Annotated in this window: 20 protein-coding genes; 13 read left to right on the forward strand and 7 right to left on the reverse strand. The window is 62.8% G+C overall.

Features of this window, described 5'->3' with window-relative positions:
* Positions 1 to 39: 39 nt before the first annotated feature.
* Positions 40 to 813, reverse strand: a complete 774-nt coding sequence (locus MRBLMS1_RS25185) for a hypothetical protein (RefSeq protein ID WP_485882819.1) — start codon at positions 811 to 813, stop codon at positions 40 to 42.
* Positions 814 to 1031: 218 nt separating this feature from the next.
* Here MRBLMS1_RS25185 and MRBLMS1_RS25190 point away from each other — a divergent pair, with 218 nt between their 5' ends.
* Entirely contained in the window at positions 1032 to 1460 is a 429-nt protein-coding gene (locus tag MRBLMS1_RS25190) for a DUF2061 domain-containing protein (RefSeq protein ID WP_338678708.1), read from the forward strand.
* Positions 1461 to 1573: 113 nt separating this feature from the next.
* Here MRBLMS1_RS25190 and MRBLMS1_RS25195 read toward each other — a convergent pair whose 3' ends face one another.
* Complete coding sequence (locus tag MRBLMS1_RS25195; RefSeq protein ID WP_485882822.1) at positions 1574 to 3013, reverse strand: amidase; 1440 nt, start codon at positions 3011 to 3013, stop codon at positions 1574 to 1576.
* A gap of 101 nt (positions 3014 to 3114) precedes the next feature.
* On the opposite strand from MRBLMS1_RS25195, the gene MRBLMS1_RS25200 reads away from it, so the two are divergent.
* Positions 3115 to 4023, forward strand: a complete 909-nt coding sequence (locus tag MRBLMS1_RS25200) for a LysR family transcriptional regulator (protein WP_485882824.1) — start codon at positions 3115 to 3117, stop codon at positions 4021 to 4023.
* Between the two features lie 3 nt (positions 4024 to 4026).
* Here MRBLMS1_RS25200 and MRBLMS1_RS25205 read toward each other — a convergent pair whose 3' ends face one another.
* The gene (locus MRBLMS1_RS25205) at positions 4027 to 4821 is read right to left on the reverse strand and encodes an SDR family NAD(P)-dependent oxidoreductase (RefSeq protein WP_456149751.1); all 795 of its coding nucleotides are present in this window, start codon (positions 4819 to 4821) and stop codon (positions 4027 to 4029) included.
* A gap of 154 nt (positions 4822 to 4975) precedes the next feature.
* On the opposite strand from MRBLMS1_RS25205, the gene MRBLMS1_RS25210 reads away from it, so the two are divergent.
* The 7 genes from MRBLMS1_RS25210 (at position 4976) to MRBLMS1_RS25240 (ending at position 9955) form a co-directional block, all read left to right on the forward strand.
* Positions 4976 to 5380, forward strand: a complete 405-nt coding sequence (locus MRBLMS1_RS25210) for a MerR family transcriptional regulator (RefSeq protein ID WP_051990904.1) — start codon at positions 4976 to 4978, stop codon at positions 5378 to 5380.
* Positions 5377 to 6030, forward strand: a complete 654-nt coding sequence (locus MRBLMS1_RS25215; protein ID WP_485882827.1) for an SMI1/KNR4 family protein — start codon at positions 5377 to 5379, stop codon at positions 6028 to 6030. Before MRBLMS1_RS25210 ends, MRBLMS1_RS25215 begins: the two co-directional genes overlap by 4 nt.
* Positions 6031 to 6130: 100 nt before the next feature.
* Positions 6131 to 6682 carry a DUF4142 domain-containing protein gene (locus MRBLMS1_RS25220; RefSeq protein WP_070301693.1) on the forward strand — a complete coding sequence of 184 codons (552 nt, stop codon included), beginning with the start codon at positions 6131 to 6133 and terminating at the stop codon, positions 6680 to 6682.
* Positions 6683 to 6793: 111 nt separating this feature from the next.
* Positions 6794 to 7180, forward strand: coding sequence for a hypothetical protein (locus tag MRBLMS1_RS25225; RefSeq protein WP_128141487.1), 387 nt, complete (start codon positions 6794 to 6796; stop codon positions 7178 to 7180).
* A gap of 7 nt (positions 7181 to 7187) precedes the next feature.
* Positions 7188 to 7625 (forward strand): hypothetical protein, encoded by a 438-nt coding sequence (locus MRBLMS1_RS25230; RefSeq protein ID WP_485882829.1) that lies wholly within the window; start codon positions 7188 to 7190, stop codon positions 7623 to 7625.
* A gap of 239 nt (positions 7626 to 7864) precedes the next feature.
* Positions 7865 to 8332: a cache domain-containing protein gene (locus tag MRBLMS1_RS25235; protein WP_485882831.1), complete on the forward strand. Its 468-nt coding sequence runs from the start codon at positions 7865 to 7867 to the stop codon at positions 8330 to 8332.
* Positions 8333 to 8401: 69 nt separating this feature from the next.
* The gene (locus MRBLMS1_RS25240; protein ID WP_485882833.1) at positions 8402 to 9955 is read left to right on the forward strand and encodes a methyl-accepting chemotaxis protein; all 1554 of its coding nucleotides are present in this window, start codon (positions 8402 to 8404) and stop codon (positions 9953 to 9955) included.
* On the opposite strand, the gene MRBLMS1_RS25245 is transcribed toward MRBLMS1_RS25240, so the two are convergent.
* Together MRBLMS1_RS25245 and cadR are read right to left on the reverse strand one after the other, a co-directional pair.
* On the reverse strand, positions 9949 to 11031 hold the full coding sequence (locus tag MRBLMS1_RS25245; protein WP_485882835.1) for a hypothetical protein: 1083 nt from the start codon (positions 11029 to 11031) through the stop codon (positions 9949 to 9951). The two genes, MRBLMS1_RS25240 and MRBLMS1_RS25245, sit on opposite strands and share 7 nt — an antisense overlap.
* Positions 11032 to 11041: 10 nt before the next feature.
* Positions 11042 to 11473: a Cd(II)/Pb(II)-responsive transcriptional regulator gene (cadR, locus tag MRBLMS1_RS25250; protein WP_034748257.1), complete on the reverse strand. Its 432-nt coding sequence runs from the start codon at positions 11471 to 11473 to the stop codon at positions 11042 to 11044.
* Between the two features lie 97 nt (positions 11474 to 11570).
* On the opposite strand from cadR, the gene MRBLMS1_RS25255 reads away from it, so the two are divergent.
* From MRBLMS1_RS25255 to MRBLMS1_RS25265, 3 genes are all read left to right on the forward strand, one after another.
* Positions 11571 to 13868 (forward strand): heavy metal translocating P-type ATPase, encoded by a 2298-nt coding sequence (locus MRBLMS1_RS25255; protein WP_485882838.1) that lies wholly within the window; start codon positions 11571 to 11573, stop codon positions 13866 to 13868.
* An 85-nt stretch (positions 13869 to 13953) separates the two neighbouring features.
* Positions 13954 to 15393, forward strand: a complete 1440-nt coding sequence (locus MRBLMS1_RS25260; protein WP_485882840.1) for an alpha/beta fold hydrolase — start codon at positions 13954 to 13956, stop codon at positions 15391 to 15393.
* Positions 15394 to 15421: 28 nt separating this feature from the next.
* Positions 15422 to 16474: an alpha/beta hydrolase gene (locus tag MRBLMS1_RS25265; protein ID WP_485882842.1), complete on the forward strand. Its 1053-nt coding sequence runs from the start codon at positions 15422 to 15424 to the stop codon at positions 16472 to 16474.
* Between the two features lie 4 nt (positions 16475 to 16478).
* On the opposite strand, the gene MRBLMS1_RS25270 is transcribed toward MRBLMS1_RS25265, so the two are convergent.
* Positions 16479 to 17969 (reverse strand): MFS transporter, encoded by a 1491-nt coding sequence (locus tag MRBLMS1_RS25270; RefSeq protein ID WP_485883334.1) that lies wholly within the window; start codon positions 17967 to 17969, stop codon positions 16479 to 16481.
* A gap of 128 nt (positions 17970 to 18097) precedes the next feature.
* On the reverse strand, positions 18098 to 18682 hold the full coding sequence (locus MRBLMS1_RS25275) for a GNAT family N-acetyltransferase (RefSeq protein WP_485882844.1): 585 nt from the start codon (positions 18680 to 18682) through the stop codon (positions 18098 to 18100).
* A gap of 97 nt (positions 18683 to 18779) precedes the next feature.
* On the opposite strand from MRBLMS1_RS25275, the gene MRBLMS1_RS25280 reads away from it, so the two are divergent.
* A complete protein-coding gene (locus MRBLMS1_RS25280) occupies positions 18780 to 19661 on the forward strand; it encodes a LysR family transcriptional regulator (protein WP_485882846.1) in 882 nt (293 codons plus the stop codon).
* The last annotated feature ends 133 nt before the right edge of the window (positions 19662 to 19794 follow it).

A 19794-nucleotide genomic window follows, 5' to 3' on the forward strand; every position in this document is an offset into this window, starting at 1 on the left:
TTCCCTCCTCCGGCCTGCATACTCTATATATAGGCGTGCTTACGCTACGGACTGGTACACGAGACGGTCCGGGTCGGCAATCAGGCGGTCCAGCACGCGGTCGCGCCAGCTTGGCTTGCCGTCATGCGCAAGCACATGGCGGGCATAGGCGCAAAAGCGGGCAGCGTCGAGCTGCCCGGCGCGAGGAATACCGCCAAAACGCCGGTCCAGCACAAAAAACCGCAGGCGCCAGGTGATGTCCGTCGCGCCGGCCACATCGGTTCTTTGCCTGTCTTCACGCGTGACGGCCACGGAAATGAGCTGCGCATGGCGTTGCTGCAGCTGGCAGAACAGGCGCCAGGCCTGCATGTCCGGCTCATAGTGGCAAGTCGACACGCCGCGCACCAGCGGATAGCGCCCGGTGTGGCGCGCAATGCGGTCGCAGGCGAACTTCGCCAGCACCGTGCGGTGATTGCCGCCGCCATCCGTGTACCAATCGTGGCCATCGATGGAACTGAGCACGATGCCATTGTCCAGTTCGCCGTTGAAATAGTAGTCCGGATTGCGTTCATATTGAGCAAAGACGGCGCGCATCTTGCCCGGTTTGTATTGCGGTCCCAGCGCCGCGTCGCGCCACGACTGGCCCGCATAGTGGTCCGACTGGCCGACGACGCTGCGCATGTCCATGAGAGCGTTGCGCCGCAGGCACTCGCGCACGACGAAATCATCGAGATTGGCGCCGTGTTGCGCAGGAAAAACATCGCGCCACTCGGCAATCACTTGCTGCGACCAGGGTTGTGGCGTGGTCAGTACATCGTCAAAAAGGGTGGGCATGCTGTTCTCCAGAAACCCCAGCACATGCTGGTTTACTGTGTAGCTAGCAAATGCGCGTTTGGGACGGGATCAGCCCGGTTTCGTGAAAATAAAATGTAATGTCATGTATTGATAGTTTATTTCTATTGAGCCGTTTGAAATATTTTGCTTCCTTTTGTAAATGAGAATCGTTACTATCTAAATCAAGGATAAGCGAATTCAACAGAAAGGAGCCTCCCTTGTTCACAGCGATCAAAACATTCAGCCAGGTCTGCACGCACATGTCGATCGCCTTCGGCCTCGCCTATTTGCTCACGGGTTCCCTGGCGCTCGGTGGCTTGGCAGCCATCATCGAACCGGTCATCAACGTAGCCCTGCTGCCGTGGCATGAAAAAGCCTGGCATGCGATCCGCCGCCGCTACGCCGCCAGCCGCCTTGGCTTTGCCGCACTGGCCGGTGAAAAGCTCAGCCAGACGGCCTTGCACATGAGCGTGGCTTTCGGCGTCATGTACTGGGCCACCGGTTCCATGGCCTTCGGCGGCTTGCTGGCCGTGGTCGAGCCGATCTGCAACGTGATCGTCCTGCCCTTCCACGACCGGCTGTGGGAAAAAGCCCGCTTTCGCCTGGAAAGCCGCAGCGCGGCGCCGCTGGCGACGCTGCCCACCTGATATTTTTCACCCAAGAACAAGGACTGGGCTCGAACCCGGCGGGTCCGACCCCGGCTTCTGCCGCAGGCCAAAGCCGATATGGCGGCCGGTTTCAGCCGCCTTCATGGCATGCTTTACACCTTGCCCGCCCACACGGATGGGCGACGCTGCCCCCACGGCGCCGCCCGCTCCAGCTGTCCCGCCAGGCGCAGCAAGATCCCATCGTTCGCATAGCCCGCCATGAATTGCATGCCGATCGGCAAACCCTCATGCGACATGCCGAGCGGTACGGACATGGCTGGCAAGCCTGCCACGTTCGCCAGCGGCGTGTATGGCGAATGCTCGAACAGGCGCGCCGTCCAGCCAACACCGTCAAGTTTTTCCTCCTTTTCGCCATAGCGGCCCAGCTGCCATGGCAAGTCCGGCATGGCGGGCGTCAGCAGCACGTCGTACTGGCCAAACAAGGCGCTGGCCTGGCGCGTGACGGTGTTGCGCACGTCGAGGGCGGCCACGAAATCGACTGCCGAGACCGTCTTGCCATGGCGGTAGCAGGCCAGGGTCGCCGCTTCCAGGGTGTCGAGTGACACGCTCCGCCCGCTCTCTTGCGCAAGGGCGTCCATCCATGGCACCAGGTTGGCGCACCAGATGCTGGCATTGGCGTGCACGAACGCTTCCCACGACACGCCCAGCGCGGGCGCCACTTCTTCCACGTGGTGGCCCAGGCTTTCCAGCAGGCGCACGGTCGTGTCGAGCGCGACATCGATGGCCGGCACGGGATGGGCGCCATTGCAGGCGGCGCGCTGCACGGCGATGCGCAGCTTGCCCGGCGCCACGCTCACTTGCGACAGCCAGCTGTGGCCGGGCGCAGCCGTCACATATGGCTCGCCCGGCAGCACACCCTGCACGCAATCAAGCAAGGCGGCGCTGTCGCGCACCGTGCGGCTCACGCCCAGTTGCACGCCCAGGCCGCTGAAGATTTCGTCCATGGCGGGACCGTTCGAAACCCGGCCACGGCTCGGTTTCAAGCCGAACAGGCCCGTCGAGGCGGCCGGCACGCGGATGGAACCGGCCGCGTCCGTCGCATGGGCCAAGGGCACGATGCCGGCCGCGACGGCCGCCGCCGCGCCGCCGCTGGAGCCGCCCGCACTCAATGCCACGTTCCACGGATTGCGCGTGGCGCCGTAGAGCACGGGTTCCGTGGTGGTGGCAAAGGCCATTTCCGGCGTGCTCGTGCGGCCAAAGGTGATTAGTCCCGCCTGGCGGAACTGCGTCATCAGATGCGAATCCAGCGCGGCGACATGGCCGGCGCCCAGGCGGCTGCCCGCTTCGCTGCGCTTGCCTGCCATGGTGACGGCCACATCCTTGATCAAAAATGGCACGCCGGCGAACGGCGCCGCGTGGTCGATGGCGCCCACATCCGCCGGCCACAGCTCGACCACGGCGTTGATGTGCGGGTTGACGGCGGCGCAGGCGCGCACGGCCGCATCGTGCAATTCCGCCGCAGAGACGGCGCCATCGCGCACTAGCTGGGCCAGCCCCAGTCCGTCAAAGCTTGTATATTCATGGAGTTGCATCAGTTAGTTCCTGTAAAAGATGAAGAGTGAGAAGCACAGGAACTACTGTAGGGCTTGCGCTATCATAGTGGAAATGAATAGTTGATATACAAGGTATAGTCATGAACAATCTGCATAAGTTGGATTTGCACAAGCTGGACTTGAACCTGCTGCTGACCCTGAATGCCTTGTTGATCGAGCGCAACGTGACGCGGGCGGCCGCGCGGCTGCACCTGAGCCAGCCTTCCGTCAGCGTGCAGCTGGGCAAGTTGCGCGCCGCTTTCGACGATCCGCTGCTCTTGCCCGGTCCGCGCGGCATGCTGCCCACGGCGCGGGCGCTGGCCCTGTTTGCACCGTTGCAAGCCGTGCTGGCTCAGCTGGAGCAAGTCTTGCAGCCGGAACAGGCGTTCGATCCGGCCACGGCCGAGGTACGCTGGAACCTGGCGGCGGCCGACGCCACCGAATATGCGATCCTGCTGCCCATGCTGCCGACCCTGCGCGCGCAGGCGCCGTTGTCGCGCATGGCCGTCTTCGAGGCCGTGCCTGCGCGCATGGCGCAAGACCTGGAAAATGGCCAGGTCGACCTGGGCTTTCTGGCGCAGGAAGAAGCGCCACCTGGCTTGCGCCACCGCACCTTGTTTACCGAGCACTACGTGCTGGCGGGCCGCCGCGACCATACGCTGCTGCAAACGGCTCCCGACGTCGATCAATTTTGCGCGCTGGAATTCATCGTCGTCTCGCCCAACGGCGGCGGTTTCCGCAGCAACGTTGATACGGCGCTGGAATTGCTGGGCCGGACGCGCAAGGTGGTGCTGTCCGTGCCGCATTTCCTCATCGTCCCGCCCTTGCTGGCAGCGTCCGACATGGTGGCCCTGCTGCCGTCGCGCCTGCTGAAAAACGCGCTGGGCGGCCTGCGCACGTGGGAACCGCCCGTCAGCCTGCCCGATTACGAGATGGCCATGGTCTGGCACGAGCGCATGCACCTGGACCCGGCGCACCGCTGGTTGCGCGAACGCATCATGGCCTTCTGAACCCTAGGCTGCCTTCGGTTTGAGCATGCCTTCCACGATACCCAGCACGGTCTGGCGCGGCAACAAGCGCGGCAGCCACGCCAGCAGCCGGTTCGGCCTGCCCGCCACATGGCTGCTGCGGCCCTGGTCCAGCGCGCGCAGCGCTTCATCGACGACGGCTTGCGGATCCATGCGCTTGCCCACGGCTGCTTCGGGCGCGGCCACCACGTCGAAGAAGGCAGTCTCCGTGGCGCCCGGGCACAGGGCCAGCACGCGCACGCCGCGGCTGCGGTTTTCCGCCCACAGCGCTTCCGAAAACGACAGCACGAAAGCCTTGCTGGCGCCATACACGGCCATGTAGGGATCGGGCTGCAGCGCCGCCGTGGAGGCCACGTTGATGATGGCGCCGCGGCCTTTGGTCAGCATGTGCGGTAAGGCGCAGTGCGTCATTTCCATGAGCGCCGTGCAATTGACGGTCACTTCAGCCGCCTGGCGCGCCAGGTCGATGCTTTCGAAGCGGCCATGCGTGGCGAATCCCGCGTTATTGATCAGTACGTCGGGCGCCATGCCCAGCGACCACGCTTGCGCATAAGCTTGTGCAGCGGCGCCGGGTTGGCTCAAGTCGGCCACCAGCGCATGGGCGCGGATACCGTGGCGCTGGGAAAGTTCCCTGGCCAGGCTGTCGAGCACGGCGCCGGAACGGGCCAGCAACAGCAAATGGGCGCCGCGCGCGGCCAGGGTTTCCGCAAATACACGGCCGATGCCGGACGAGGCACCCGTGATCAGCACGGTCTGGTTGGTATAGTTGAAAGCGGTCATGGCAGTGGTGTGGAGTAGATGAAGTTTTCAATGTAAACTGTAGACTTTAGTCCACGGTCAAGCGTGGAATGCAAAAAAGTGCACATGGCTGCGTTGCATAGGCTTGCCCTGCACATTTTTCGCGTTCCGCAAATTAGTAGAAAGTCAAAAAACCATGCGTATCGGAGAAATCACCCGCCTGACGGGCGTCAGCAAGGATACGGTGCGCTTTTACGAGCGCCAGGGGCTGCTGGATGAAGCCCCGCAGCCGGGCCTGACGAATAACTACAAGGAATATTCGGCGCAAGCCTTGCGGCGCATCGAGCTGATCGGCCATGCCAAGGCGCTGGGTTTTACCTTGAAGGAAATCGCCGACGTGATTGCCGTCTGGCAGGAAAACGCGCTCGATGCGCAGACCAAACGAGCTATGCTGGAAACGAAAATTGCCCAGATCGATGACAAGGCCCGCTCGATGGCCGTGCTGCGCGCGGGCCTCGTCGATGCGCTGGCCAAGGTGGAGACGGGCTGCAACGATGTGGCGCCAGTGGAATACAAGAATAAATACAAGGATAATCAATGAGCAACTATTACACGCGCTACCGCCACCTGGCGATCGAGGACGCCAAGCCCGCGCCCACAGCGCGGCAGATCGCCGCCATCGAGGCCTTGCTGGAAGCGCCCTTGCCGCCCGCCTTCCTGGCGTTCTTGAAAGTGGCCAACGGCGCCTGTTTTGACTACACCACTGATGTGCCTGACGGCAATGGCGGCGTGGAAAAAATGGGCTTTAATACCTTCTTCAGCGCGGATGAAGGCGATTTCTGCGATGAAACACTGGTCGGTGAAATCCGCGCCGCGCGCAAGCACACGGACATGCCCGTGCGCATCCTGCCCTTCGCCCGCGATGGCGGCAATTCCATGGTCTACCTGGACCTGACGGAGGAAGGCGGCGGCCGCGTACTGGCCTATGTGCAGGAATTGCCGGACTGGACGGGCAAGCGCGCCCACGGCCTGATGGAACTGGCCCCCTCGTTCGACGCCTGGCTGGACAGGCTGTACATCGACCGCGACACGGTGCTCGATGAACTCGAACACAGCGTTTCGGAACCATCGCACCTGGACGCGATGGCGGAATGGCTCGATATCGGCATGCCCGCCTGGCGCCGTGATGCCGGCATCACCGCTTTGTTTGCTCTGAAACAAGTCGAATTGTGCGGTAACGAACAGGACTAGTCCTACGGGCATAATCGCGACTGTCCTATGGGTGTGCGCGGGCTGCTGGCTTAACATTGTCATCAGCTTGTAGAAAAAACCACACTCGAAAGGATTTGCCATGCCTATCCCTACCACCAGTTCCCGTACCCCCTCCCTGAAAAGCGTGGCCATCGGCGCCGCCGTGGCCTTATTGAGCGGCATCGCCATCAACAGCATCGCCGCTGCCGCACCGGGCGCGTACGACAAGCAATTCCTCAGCAAGGCCGCAGACGCGGGCAGCACGGAAATTGCCGCAAGCAAAGTAGCGCAAAGCAAGAGCACCAATGCGGAAGTGAAGAAATTCGCCGATGCCATGGTCACGGACCACACGAAAGTGGCTGACGAGCTGAAACAGCTGGCCAGCAGCAAGCAGATCGAGGTCAGCGACCAGCCCGGCAAGAAACACCAGGCGCAGATCGACAAGCTGAGCCGCCTGGAAGGTGCGCAGTTCGACAAGGAATATGCAGCCACCATCGGCGTGGCGGCGCACAAGGACGCCGTGAAACTGTTTACGGATGCCAGCCAAAAGGCCAGCGATCCCGAGATCAAGGCCTTTGCCGCGAAGACCTTGCCAGCGTTGCAACATCACCTGGAAATGGCGAATACCTTGCATGCGGCCGTGGGCAAATAGCCAAGTTGACGGCAATTAGCGGGGACATGCTTGCTGTACGTGCCGTACGGCAAGCATGTCTGCTCTTGACATACAATGCGGCAACTTCGTTTTCGGCCATGCCATGACCTCATGCAGCTACTCAAGAAAACCGGCCTGATCGCCGCCGCCTTCCTGCTCATCTTCCTGCTGGCAGGCTGGCTTTTCATCAAAGTCAGCGCGGCGCGCAATGCCACCGTGTATGCACAGCAGTGGAACAACCAGGGCACGTGCGTGATCAAGACCTATGTGCCGCACTACGGCAACGGCGTGCCGCAGAACATCGTGCGCGCGCTGAGCACATCCACCTTCTTCCGCGTGTACCACAAGGATGGCACCTTGCTGGAAAGCACGGAATGGGTGCTCGACATGCATGAAGACGGCATCCTCGACCACGCACGCTGGGGCGAGAACCAGACCCGCGCCATCTATCCGACCGACCTCGGTGACGAAGGCTGGACCTTGCCTGTATGCGCGTGAACGGTCGATGAGCACGCAAAGACCAAAGGGCCTGCGCAGCCCCTGGGTCGACGTGCCATATGAGCCCACGCTTTACCATTTCCTTGGTCCCTTCGACGTGTACGACCGAGAACACACCCTGGGCGTGGAGCTCGACACCTGGAACATGAACAACCCGGTCCAGCGCGCGGCGCTGATACGGCGCGACATCACGTCGCAATACAAGGAACTCAGCTACCGCCACCGTCATGTACTGGTGGCCGTGCTGGCGCAGGCGCTGCAAGACCCCGCTTTCGATTTCCAGGCCATCCTCGAGCACGACCCCGAAAGCACGAACGCCCTGCCCGCCTTGTGGGATGAAATGGACGATCCGCGCGCCTTTTTCGCGGATATTTACCGGCTGGCACAGCAGGACTGGCGCGCCGACCTGGCGCGCGCTGCGGCGGAAGACCCGGCCAGCTGGTAGCGCGGCGCGGCCGCCACACTATCGATACGATAGCTTCCAGCCGCTTTTTCCCTCTGTCAACACGATTGCGGCCACCTGCACGCGACGTTGCAAAAACGCCCCACTCAAAAAAATACTGTTGCACCAGCGCATGTCTGCTGGCATCGCGCTACTATGAAACGTCGGCACTTCGATAGGCGCCGCCTCACCGCACCGGTTCCCCGCCGGCTTTCCCCTGCCGCAATGTGAAGGAGATTCTCATGCCCAAGTTCACCCCCGCCATTTGCCTGTCGGCCATGCTTGCCGCCGCAACCCTGCCCGGTATCGCCAGCGCTGCCGAAGGCGGCGCCACGCGCGCCGACGCAGAAGCCATGGTCAAGAAAGGCGTGGCCTATATCAAGAGCACCGGCGACGCCAAGGCGTATGGCGAGATCACGGCCAAGTCGCCCCAATTCATCCTGCACGACCTGTACCTGGTCGTGTATAAACTCGATGGCACCGTCGCCGCGCATGGCGCCAACCCGAAAATGGTCGGCAAGAACTTGATCGAGCTGAAGGATATCGACGGCAAGGCCTTCGTCAAGGAACGAGTCGACCTGGCCAAGAGCAAGGGGACGTTCTGGCAGGAATACAAATTCACGAACCCGGAAACCAAGAAGATCGAGCCAAAAGTGATGTACTGCGAGAAACTGGCCGATTCCGTCGTCTGCGGCGGCATCTACCTGTAGCCGGCCGCGCGGCCAGCGCCGGGATGGCACACCGATCTCTCAACGAATTTTTCAACGCTACGGGCCTCAATGAAAATCGCACAGAAGATGTTGATCGTCCCGGTGGTCGCGCTGGCTTGCCTGCTGGCCATGGGTGCCTTGTCCTACTTCGCCATGCAGCAGAATGAGCAGCGCATGCGCGAACTGAAAGACGTCACCCTGACGGCCGAACGGCTTGCGAACCAGCAAGCTATTGCCCTGGGCCAGGTACATGCCGACGTGTACGCGAAGATCGCCATCGCGGCCAGCCTGTCCGAAGAGCAGTTCAAGCAATTCGGCGCGCAAACGGATGGCCAGTTGAACGCCATCGCGCAAGGATTGAAGGAGCTGCAGAAATTCTCGGGCGCCGCCACGGAAGCGGGCCAGGCCTTGCCCGGTGTCGAGCGCTACCGTGCCAGCGTGGCGCAGGCGCTGGACCTGGCGTCCATGGACCCGAATACGGGCGTGGCCGCGATGCAAAATGCCGCCGGACACTATCAGCAAGTGCGCGGGCAGCTGCGCCAGGTACTGCTCAACCTCGACCAGCGCACGGTTGTAGCCTTGCAGGAAACAAAAAATGCGGGCCAACGCGCCGGCTGGCTGTCGCTGGGCGCCATGGCTGTCGGCTTTGCCTTGCTGGCCCTGATCGCCACATGGGTGGCGCGCTCCGTGGTCGGGCCTATCGATGACGCCTGCCGCGCCGCCGAAAGCCTGGCCGCAGGCGACCTGACCACGCGCATCGAAGCCCAGGGCGACGACGAGGTGGGCAAGCTGACCCGGGCCCTGGCCACCGTGCTGAAGAACTGGAACACTTTATTGGGCGACATACGTCAGGCGGGCTCCACCATCACGGTGGAAGCGAGTGAAATCGCGCTGGGCAATGCGGACTTGTCGGCCCGTACCGAGTCGCAAGCCCATTCCCTGCAAGAAACGGCGTCGTCCATGCATGCCTTGACGGATACCGTGCGCGAGAATGCCAGCCATGCGCACCAGGCCAACCAGATGGTGTTGTCGACGTCGAATGTGGCGCTCGAGGGCGGGCGCGTCGTGGGCCAGGTGGTCGAGACGATGGGTTCGATCAAGGCCAGTTCCGGACGCATCGTCGACATCATCGCCGTCATCGACGGCATCGCGTTCCAGACAAATATCCTCGCCCTGAACGCGGCCGTGGAAGCGGCGCGCGCGGGCGAACAGGGGCGCGGCTTTGCCGTCGTCGCCACCGAGGTGCGGGGCCTGGCCCAGCGTTCGGCCACGGCGGCGCGTGAAATCAAGCAACTGATCGAGGATTCCGTGGCCAGGATAGAAACAGGCAGCGAGCTGGCCGACAGCGCCGGGCGCACCATGGGAGATATCGTTGCCTCCGTCCAGCAGGTGACGGAGATCATGAACGACATCACGGCGGCCAGCCAGCGCCAGAGCAAGGGCATCGAGGAAGTCAACAATGCCATCACGGAAATGGACGAATTGACCCAGCGCAATGCCGCCCTCGTCGAACAATCGGCCGCCGCCGCGCAAAGCATGCAAGACCAGGCGCATGATTTGCTGCGCGTGGTTGACGCCTTCCGCCTGGGCGATGGCGGCCCGCCGTTGCTGCCGCGTCAGTAACGTTGCGGCATGGCAGCCTTGGCGCAGGCCAGCATTTTCCTGCCCGCCTCGGCCAGCGCGGGGTCCGGGTCCGTCTGCAAGGCGCTGCCCCGGCTGTTCTGATCCTCGTAACTGCCCAGCATGGCCGCATACAGCGAGGCCTGGTCCTGCTTGCGCCAGGTGGCGCTGGGGAGATTGCCGGGGGTGACAGGTATGCCGATGCTGAAGTAGCCATACAGGCCGCCCACCTGTTTCTTGTGCAACCATTCCATCAATTGCACGATGCGGTACTGTTCCAGCAAGCTCAGTGCGTGAACATTGACGCTGGACAATGCGTAATACAGTTCCAATCGGGCCATCCAGTTGCCTTTTTCGCCGGCCGCCACCAGCGCATCCCAGGCGGGGCCGGCGTGCACCTTGCGCACATCGCCCGGCAATGCCATCCACGCCTCGACTGAGGCCTGTTCCGGCACAGGGCCATAATCAGCGGGCGCGCGGCAGACGAACTGGCGCGCATCGGGTCCGCCATCCCCCAGCGCCTCGCCAAGCTGTTTGGCGACCTTGTCGCCGCTGCCCAACAGGCGCTTGCCATAGCTTTCCAGAGTCCAGCTCGAAGGCAAGCGTCCCAGCCATGCCAGATCATCGTCGTTGGCGCGGGCCTGCACCGCATAAGCGGCGATCCTGGCCTGCATCTTGGCTTCTTTCTGCTGCTCCGCCAGCTTGCGCGCCTCTTGCTCCTCGTCATAGCGGCTCGTGGTCTTGGCCAGTTGCATGCATTGCTGGAAGGCGTCTGGCGCACCCTGCCAGCATGCGGAGGGCACCTTCAGCTGCCAGCGCATGCTGACGGTTTTCAGAATATACGTGTCTTCGCCCTCCTCCCCTTTGACATAGGCGCGCCCGTCGGCCTTCGTCACGCCTTTCGCCAGCTGCGTGCCGCCAGCCGTGCTCCACGTATACGGGTCATCGTCCTGCGGCACGCCGGGCGCGGCGTACAGGGTCAGGTAGTGGCCGGCTGCCGCAGGCGCATCGGCGGCATGGCTGAGCGGCGATAGCAGGGATAAAGCCAGTAAAGTTCTTCCAGGTGTCAGTTTCAGCATGCAGCAATCGTCAATGAAGTTCAGTGTGGCAGGCGCAGTCGTGGCCGCTGGCTGCTTCGGACAGGTTTTGCAGGATCGCGCAGTCTTGCGACGGCTGCGGCTGGTCGCACTGGTGGCGCAGGGTCACGAGTTGCTGCTGCAATATTTGCAAATTCGCCATCTGTTCGGCAATGCGCAAGATATGGTGGTCGAGCAATTCATTGACGCTCTGGCAGCCTTCTGCCGGATTATTCTTGAACTCCAGCAAGGCGCGGATATCGGTCAAGCCGATCTGCAGGGAGCGGCAATGGCGGATGAATTGCAGCCGTTCCTGGTGTTCTTCGCGGTATTCGCGGTAGCCGGCGCTGTTGCGGCCAGGTTCCTGCAGCAAGCCCGCCTTTTCATAATAACGCACGGTTTCCACGTCACAATCTGTCCGTTTGGCCAGTTCTCCGATACGCATGGCATCCCCTTTCATTCTTTCGCGCAAATTGCGCTTGACCCTGTAGCGGCTACAGGGTTTCTAATGGAAGCATACACGAAACCGGAAGGACGATGCGATGCCACACGATAGCCACGATCACGACCACACCCATGCGCACGACCATGAGCACAAGCACGACCACAAGCATGACCACGCGCCCAAGGCGGTCAGCTGCTGTTCCAGCCAGCATGCGTGCTCGTCCACGCCTGCCGCCCCGTCTGGCCCGGCCCTCCCCAGCACCGCCATTGCCGGCGCGAACACGGCCAAATACCGCATCGCCAACATGGATTGCCCCACGGAAGAACGGCTGATCCGCAACAAGCTGAGCAATATGGCCGGCGTCGTGGGCCTCGATTTCAACCTGATGAACCGTGTGCTCGACGTGCATCACACCCTGCCCTCGCTGGCCACGGTGGAAGCGGCCCTGCACGGCATCGGCATGCAGGCCATTCCCATGGAAGCAAACGCCACTGTCGCGCGGGATCCGAACGAAGGCAGCCTGAGCGGCCTGCAAAAAGGCTTGCTGGTCGTCTCCGGCCTGGCTGCCGCGGCCGCCGAAGCGCTGGCCTGGACCACGCATGAAGACAGTTCGCCCCTCGTCATCGCCCTGGCCCTGCTGTCGATTGCCACGGGCGGCTGGCCGACCCTGAAAAAAGGCTGGATTGCCCTGAAAACATTCACCCTGAACATCAATTTCCTGATGAGCCTGGCAGTGTTCGGCGCCGTCGCCATCGGCCAGTGGCCGGAAGCGGCCATGGTCATCTTCCTGTTCGCTATCGCCGAACTGATCGAAGGCTTGTCCCTGAACCGCGCACGCAACGCCGTGCACAGCCTGATGCAGCTGGCACCCGACACGGCCACGGTCGCCGACGCGCGCGGCGCCTGGCAGCAGGTATCCGTCGCCACGGTGGCCATCGGCGCCTTGATGCGCGTCAAGCCGGGCGAACGCATCGCACTCGATGGCGTGGTGGCCAGCGGCGAATCGTCCGTCAACCAGGCGCCGATCACCGGTGAAAGCATGCCCGTGGACAAGGCCGTGGGCGACGTCGTGTATGCGGGCACCATCAATGAACGGGGCTTGCTCGACGTCACGGTGACAGCCAACAGCGGCAACAGCACGCTGGCGAAAATCGTCAAGGTGATCGAGGAAACCCAGGGCAAACAGGCGCCCACGCAGCGCTTTGTCGACAATTTCGCCCGTTACTACACGCCGGCCGTCGTCGTCTTCGCCATCCTCGTGGCCGTGCTGCCGCCACTGCTGCTGGGCCAGCCATTCATGGCCTGGGTCTACAAGGCGCTGGTGATGCTGGTGATCGCCTGCCCGTGCGCGCTCGTCATCTCCACGCCTGTCACGGTCGTCAGTGGCCTGACGGCGGCGGCGCGGCGCGGCATCCTGGTCAAAGGCGGGCAATTCCTGGAAACGGGCTACCGGATCAAGGCCATCGCCGTCGACAAGACAGGTACCTTGACCATGGGCAAACCAGCGGTCACGGACGTGGTGGCGCTCGATGGCGGCAGCCGCGACACCATCCTGCTGCTGGCTGCCAGCCTTGATGCGAACTCGGCCCACCCCCTGGCCGCCGCCATCGTCAAGGCAGGTCCGCCCGCCGGCAGCCACTTGCCCGTGACCCAGTTTGCCGCCCTGCATGGCCGCGGCGTGCAAGGCACGATCGCTGGCCAGACGTATTACCTGGGCAATGCCCGCCTGATGACGGAATTGAAGGTTCTGACGCCCGCACTGCAAGCCATCCTGGCGGGGCTGGAACAGCAGGCGTACACGGCCATGGTGCTGGCCACCTCAGCCGGCGCGCTGGGCGTGATCGCCGTGGCCGACGTGCTGCGCCCGACGGCGGCGTCCGCCATCGCCAAGTTGAATGCGCTGGGCGTCACCACCGTCATGCTGACGGGAGACAATGCGCTGACGGCACAGCGCATCGGCGCCGAAGTCGGTGTCAGCCTGGTCAAGGCGGAGTTGCTGCCGGAAAACAAACTCGATGAAATCAAGGCCTTGCAGCAGCAGTTCGGCGTGGTGGCCATGCTCGGTGACGGCGTCAACGACGCCCCGGCCCTGGCGCAGGCCGACATCGGCTTTGCCATGGGCGCGGCCGGCAGCGACACGGCCATCGAAACGGCGGACGTGGCCCTGATGGATGATGAACTGGGCAAATTGCCTGAATTCATCAGCCTGAGCCAGCGCACACGCAGCATCCTCGTGCAAAACATCAGCTTTGCCATCGGCATCAAGGCCGTGTTCTTCGGCCTGGCCCTGGCCAGCATGGCAACCCTGTGGATGGCCGTGTTCGCCGACGTGGGCGCCAGCCTGCTCGTGGTGGCGAACGGCCTGCGCTTGCTGCGCAAGAGCCAGCAAGCATAGTCCCTAGCAGAAATATTTCCATCTGGACAATTGCTGTAAAAAACGCTACTTTGGCGACTGACCTCCAACGCCGCCAAAGTAGCCGATGACCTTCCTGCCCCGCCTGACCTTGCTGTCTACCTTGCTTGCCAGTACCTGCCTGCATGCCGAACCCCTCGTTTTCACACCCTGCTCCGATACGGCCGCCCCCGGCAGCCTGTGCTCGGGCTTGAACGTGCCCGGCAGCTACGATGCCCAGGGCCGTGCCATCGGCGACGCGGATGCCATGCACGTCTTCGTGCGCAAGTTTGCCGCCGATGTGCCTGCCGGCAAGCCGGCCAAAGGCACTCTGTGGCTGGTGGCGGGCGGTCCCGGCGAATCGGGCGCCGCGTTCTACAGCTTGCTGCCCACCTTGCGCCGCAGCTTTCCCGGCTTTGAATTCCTGATTCCCGACCACCGGGGCACGGGCCATTCTTCGCGCCTGTGCAAGGTGGAAGAGTCCGAACAAAGCCCGGGCGGTCGCGCCCTGGCCGGGGTCGAATGGGGCAGCTGCTTTGCCGGCATCAACCTGGTGCCGGAATACGCGGGCCAGTTTTCCATCACCATGGCGGCGCGCGACTTGAAAGGCCTGATCGAAGGCGAACAAGGCAAGAAGAAGCCGCCCGTGTATGTATACAGCGTGTCGTATGGCACGCAGCTGGTCTTGCGCACCTTGCAGCTGGGGCCGCTGCCCGTCCAGGGCGTCATCCTCGACTCCTTGGTGCCGCCGCAAACGGATGCGCGCTGGGACTTGAGCCAGCGTTCGCACGTGGTCAACACGGTCGGCATGCAGGCACTGGCCCGCTGCGATGCGGATGCGGCTTGTCATTCAGCACTGGGCGAGCCGGCCGCAACCCTGTACCGCCGCGTGCTGGACAAGGCGCAAGCGGACCCGGCCCTGCTGGCGACCATTCCCGGCAAGAACCTGAAAAACTTCCTGGGCGGCATGCTTGACGTGCCAAACGCCCGCGCCCGCATTCCGTATCTGCTGCAAGACCTGGACCGGGGCGGCGAAGCGGAACTGGCGTCCGTGCGCGCCACGTTGACGGACGCGGCCGCCAGCCTGGGCAGCTATCCCCAATCTCCGCTGTCGATTCCGCTGGTCAGCATCATCAGCAATTCGGAAAACAATCTGCAGCCGTCGTTGCGCCCCGGCTGGACGGCCGCCGACATCGCCCGCGACGAGGCGGACTTGCTGTTTACCAGTCCCCTGCCCCGCATCCTGCTGGGCGGCGGCTTGCCCACCTACCCGCGCGACGTCTATTTCGGCGTCTTGCCGGAGAAAATGCCGCCAACTTTGGTACTGCAGGGAACGCTGGATCCGAAGACGCCATACGCGGGCGCACAGGCGCAAGTGCAGGCTTTTACACAGAGCAAGGCCGGCAAGGTGGCCCTGTCCAGCGTGCACAACGCCCCGCATTTCATTTTATGGACGGCGCCCGCCTGCTTTGAACAGGCCAGCAAGCGCTTTATTGCCGGCAAGCCGGCGCACGATTGCACGCTGTAGTTCCACCAACTAGTTAAAAGAGGACGAAATGCGCATCACAGGCCTGGCATTGCTGCTGTTATCTTGTTACGGCGTAGCGCAAGCGGCGCCGCCCGCCTCCCCGTCCATCTGCGCCTCGCCCGCACAGCCGATCCGCGAACAAGGCTATGTGCCCATCAATGGCATCGAGCAATGGATCACGGTCACGGGCGCCGCCTGCGGCAATCCCGTGATTCTGTTCATTCATGGCGGTCCCGGCAACGCGCTCAGTCCGTATGCGGACGCCATCTACGCCGGCTGGGAACGCCACTACACTCTGGTGCAATGGGATCAGCGCGGCGCCGGCATGACGTATGCAAAGCAGCGGCCCGCGGAAGACGTGCCCTTGACGGTGGAACAGATGCGCGACGACGGCATCGCCGTGGCCCGCTATATTGAACAGCATCTGGGCCAGCAGAAAGTCATTTTGATGGGCAGTTCCTGGGGATCCATACTGGGCGTGCACATGGCCAAGGCGCGCCCCGACCTGTTCCACGCGTATATCGGCACGGCGCAGGTGGTCAATGCGCGGGACAATGAGACAGGCATGTACCGCGAAGTGATGGCGCTGGCGCAAGCGGCCGGCGATACCGCCACAGTGGACAAGCTGACGGCGCTCGGTGCGCCGCCATGGCGCGATCCGCGCAACTTCGGCATCTTGCGCCGCTTCGACCGCAAATATGAAGGATTGGCAACCGATCCGCCACCGAAACACTGGTGGCAGCCGGCACCGTTCTATGCCACGCCGCAAGCCCTGGCCGATGCCGAGGCAGCCGATGACTATTCGTACATCCAGTTCATCGGCCTGCGCGGCGACGGCATGTTCGCCAAGGTCGACCTGCCCGCGCTGGGCACGCGCTTTGACTTGCCGGTGTTTTTCATCATGGGCGAAGCGGACTTGCTGACCTCGCCCGTCATCGCGCGCACCTACTTCGACAGCATCACGGCCCCGGCCAAGGATTTTACCGTGGTGAAAAGGGCCGGACACGACCCCAACCAGGCCGTGCTCGACGCCCAATGGACGGTCTTGCGCGACAAGGTGGCACCGCTGCTGAAGCGCTGATCCATCAGACCGAGATCGAGATCGCCCGGCGCGCCCGCAGATGCAGGTGGCGGATGGTGGCAGCAGCCGCCATCAGGATGGCGGAAGCCGTGGCCAGCACGACAATAAACGCCTTGTCGAAAGCGGAACGGGCCAGTTCCGACACTTGCAGGCCCAGTTCGGCCGGCAATTGTTCGGCGGCCAGCAGCGCGGCATCGAGGGTGTCATGGGCGTTGGGCAACAGGCCCGCGCTTTCCGGGATCACCAGGGTGGCGCTGTAGACGGCCGACATAATCGTGCCCAGCACCGTCACGCCGATGACGGCGCCAAGCTCATACGACACTTCCTCGATCGAGGCGGCCATGCCCGCTTGCTGCGGCGCCACGTTCAACATCACGGCGCTGGACGCGGCCGTCATGACGGCACCCAGGCCCAGGCCCAGGATCACCAGGCTGGCCACTTGCGCCGAGACGGCGGCGTCATGCAGCACCAGATACGATGCCATGCCGATACCGGACAGCAGCAGCGAACCCCACAATACCTTGGCCTTGTCGGCGCGCGGCAGCATGAAACCCGTCAATGGGCCCGCAAACACGGACGCCAGCGGCAGCGGCAACAGCAGCAGACCCGCTTCCAGCGGCGACAATTCCCGCACCAGCTGCATGTGCTGGCTCAGCGCCAGTTCCATGCCGATCAGGGCGGCGGACGCCACCATGGCGGCGGCCACGGCGCTGGAAAACGGCAGTTCGCGGAACAGGGCGAAATCGATCAGCGGCTTGGCTTGCCGCTTCTGGCGACGCACGAATTTCAGCATGAAGAAGGCGCCCACGGCGAAAGCAAAGGCAGCCAGCGCATACGACGGCTGCGACTTGCCCAGCTCCTTGATCGCATACACGCCACCAAGCAGGCCCATCATGATTTGCAGCGAGCCCACCAGATCCCACGGCTTGTCGCGGTTACCGGCCCGTTTTGGCAGGACGACGGCGGCCAGCACCAGGGTCAGCAGCACGATGGGCACGTTGATCAGGAACACGGAACCCCACCAGTAATGTTCCATCAGGAAACCGCCGAGCACGGGACCGAACGCGGCACCACCGGAAGCAATCGCTGCCCACACGCCGATGGCGAACGAGCGCTCGCGGTTATCCGTAAAGGTCAGGCGGATGATGGACAAGGTGGCAGGCATCATCAAGGCTGCACCGATGGCCAGCAGCACGCGGGCAAAGATCAGCCATTCGGGCGCGGGCGAAAACGCGGCGCACAGCGAAGCGATGCCGAACACAGCCAGGCCGGCAAGGAAAACGGGTTTGTGGCTCAGACGGTCACCGAGGGTACCGAAGCCGGGCAACAGACCGGAGACGACCAGCGCGTAGACGTTGATGATCCACAGTTTTTGCGAGGAGGAGGCCTGCAAGTCGCGCGTCAGCGCGGGCAAGGCGGTGTAGAGCACGGTCATGTCGACCACGATGAGGAACAAGGCGCTGGAGACGATGGCCAGCGTCAGCCATTTTTTCATTGGATGCATAAACAACTCATGGATTTTAGTGTAACTTTTAACAACTATCGGTATGGATAAAGCGGGTGCTGCGCAAATATTTACGTTCCAGGCTGCCACGGGCCTGGGCTTGTCGGGGGCGGCGGGCGTCAGCCACGGTCGCCATCCTTGTCATCCACGGCAGCCGTTACTGCCGGCACGTCGAGTTCGCGCAGCATGACGACGGACACTTGCTTGAAGCCACGGCCCTGGAAGAATTTTTGCGCCGTCAGGTTGTGCGCGCCGCATTCGAGGAACAGCCGGGCGATGCCGTGACTGTGCAGCTCGCTTGCCACCCACTCCACCAATTCGCTGCCGATGCCGCTGCCGCGCACGGAAGGCAGCAAAACCAGGTCATCGAGCGCTGCGAACGATTTCGAGGCGCGCTGGCGCGTGTCGATGGAAACGAGAGCCATGCCGACGATGGCCTCGCCCGACGTGGCGACAGCCAGCAGGGTCGAATCGCCATGCACCCAGTCATGCGACAGGGCGGCGCGGATTTCGCCACGGATCACCTCAGGCAAGTCCGCGCGCCAGTTGCCGGGCGCATCGGCGCGTTCGCCCTGCAGTTCCGAATGGGAGATATAGTCGGCGCTGACGTTGTCGAGGTAGAGCTTGCACAAGGTGTCTTCGGCGGTGGCGTCGTGGCACCAGCTGAAGCTGATGGCGGGTGAATTGGCTTGAGCGTTTTTCATGGCGGATCTCGTATTGTTGAAAATGTAAAGACATTTTATGTCGCCCCTGAATGGCATTCAAGTTAAAATCCATCTGTAAAACAGATAGGTGGATGCCATGCAATGGACTTTGGAACAAATGCGCTACTTTGAAGCGGCCGTCGCGGCCGGTTCTTTCTCGGGCGCGGCGCGCCGGCTGGGCCGCGCGCAATCGGTGGTCAGTACCTCGATCGGACTGCTGGAAGCGGAATTCGGCGTGGAACTGTTCGACCGCTCACGCCGCAGCGCCGTGCTGACGGAAGCGGGCAAGGTGATGCACCTGGAAGCATGCGAACTGCTGCGCCAGGCCGAGCGCTTGCAGCTGCGCGCGCAACTGCTGAGTGCCGCTCCCGAAGCCCAGCTGACCCTGGCCCTGGACGAAGCCCTGCCCTACCTGGCCATCGGCACTTTGGTGAAAGAACTGGCGGCGCGCTACCCGGCCCTGGAACTGGTGATGCTCAACGCCACGGCTTCCGAGGTGGCGCAATACGTGGAGCAGCAGCAAGCCGACGTGGCCTTCCACTTCGACCGCGGCCCGATCTCGCCCGTGCTGGAGCAACAGCACATCGGCAGCGTGGCGCAAGGCGTGTTCGTGGCCAAAGGCCACGCCATGGCCCACGGCCAGGAAGTGAGCCGCAACGAGCTGACCCGCTACCGCCAGCTGATCATGGATTCCGAGCTCAACCGCGAACACGCGTTCAGCCCGGCCGTCTGGTTCTCCGACAGCTTCTACAGTATTGCCGAGATGGTCGCGGACGGGCTGGGCTGGGCGATTCTGCCGCTGAACATCGCCAATTACGACAATTACAAGGGCTATCTGCAGGAAGTGCCCTGCCCTGCGCTGGCCTTGTCGCGCCTGCCTGTGCGGCGGCTATCGATACATGGCAAGAAACTGAGCGAGACGAGTTTGTGGTTGACGGACAGGCTGGCGGAGTTGTTGCTGGATGGGCCGCGGGGGTGAGTCGTATATAGTCGATGTCGAGAATATTAGGCATTCTTTTGAGATGAGGCCATTAGATGGTAAAGTATCGTTACTTCTTTTGCAATGTTGATTACCAAACCCTTCATAATAATTAATAAGTTATAGGATTGCA

This window comes from Massilia sp. LMS1-1-1.1 (assembly GCF_040815535.1).
GTDB lineage: Bacteria > Pseudomonadota > Gammaproteobacteria > Burkholderiales > Burkholderiaceae_D > Janthinobacterium > Janthinobacterium aestuarii.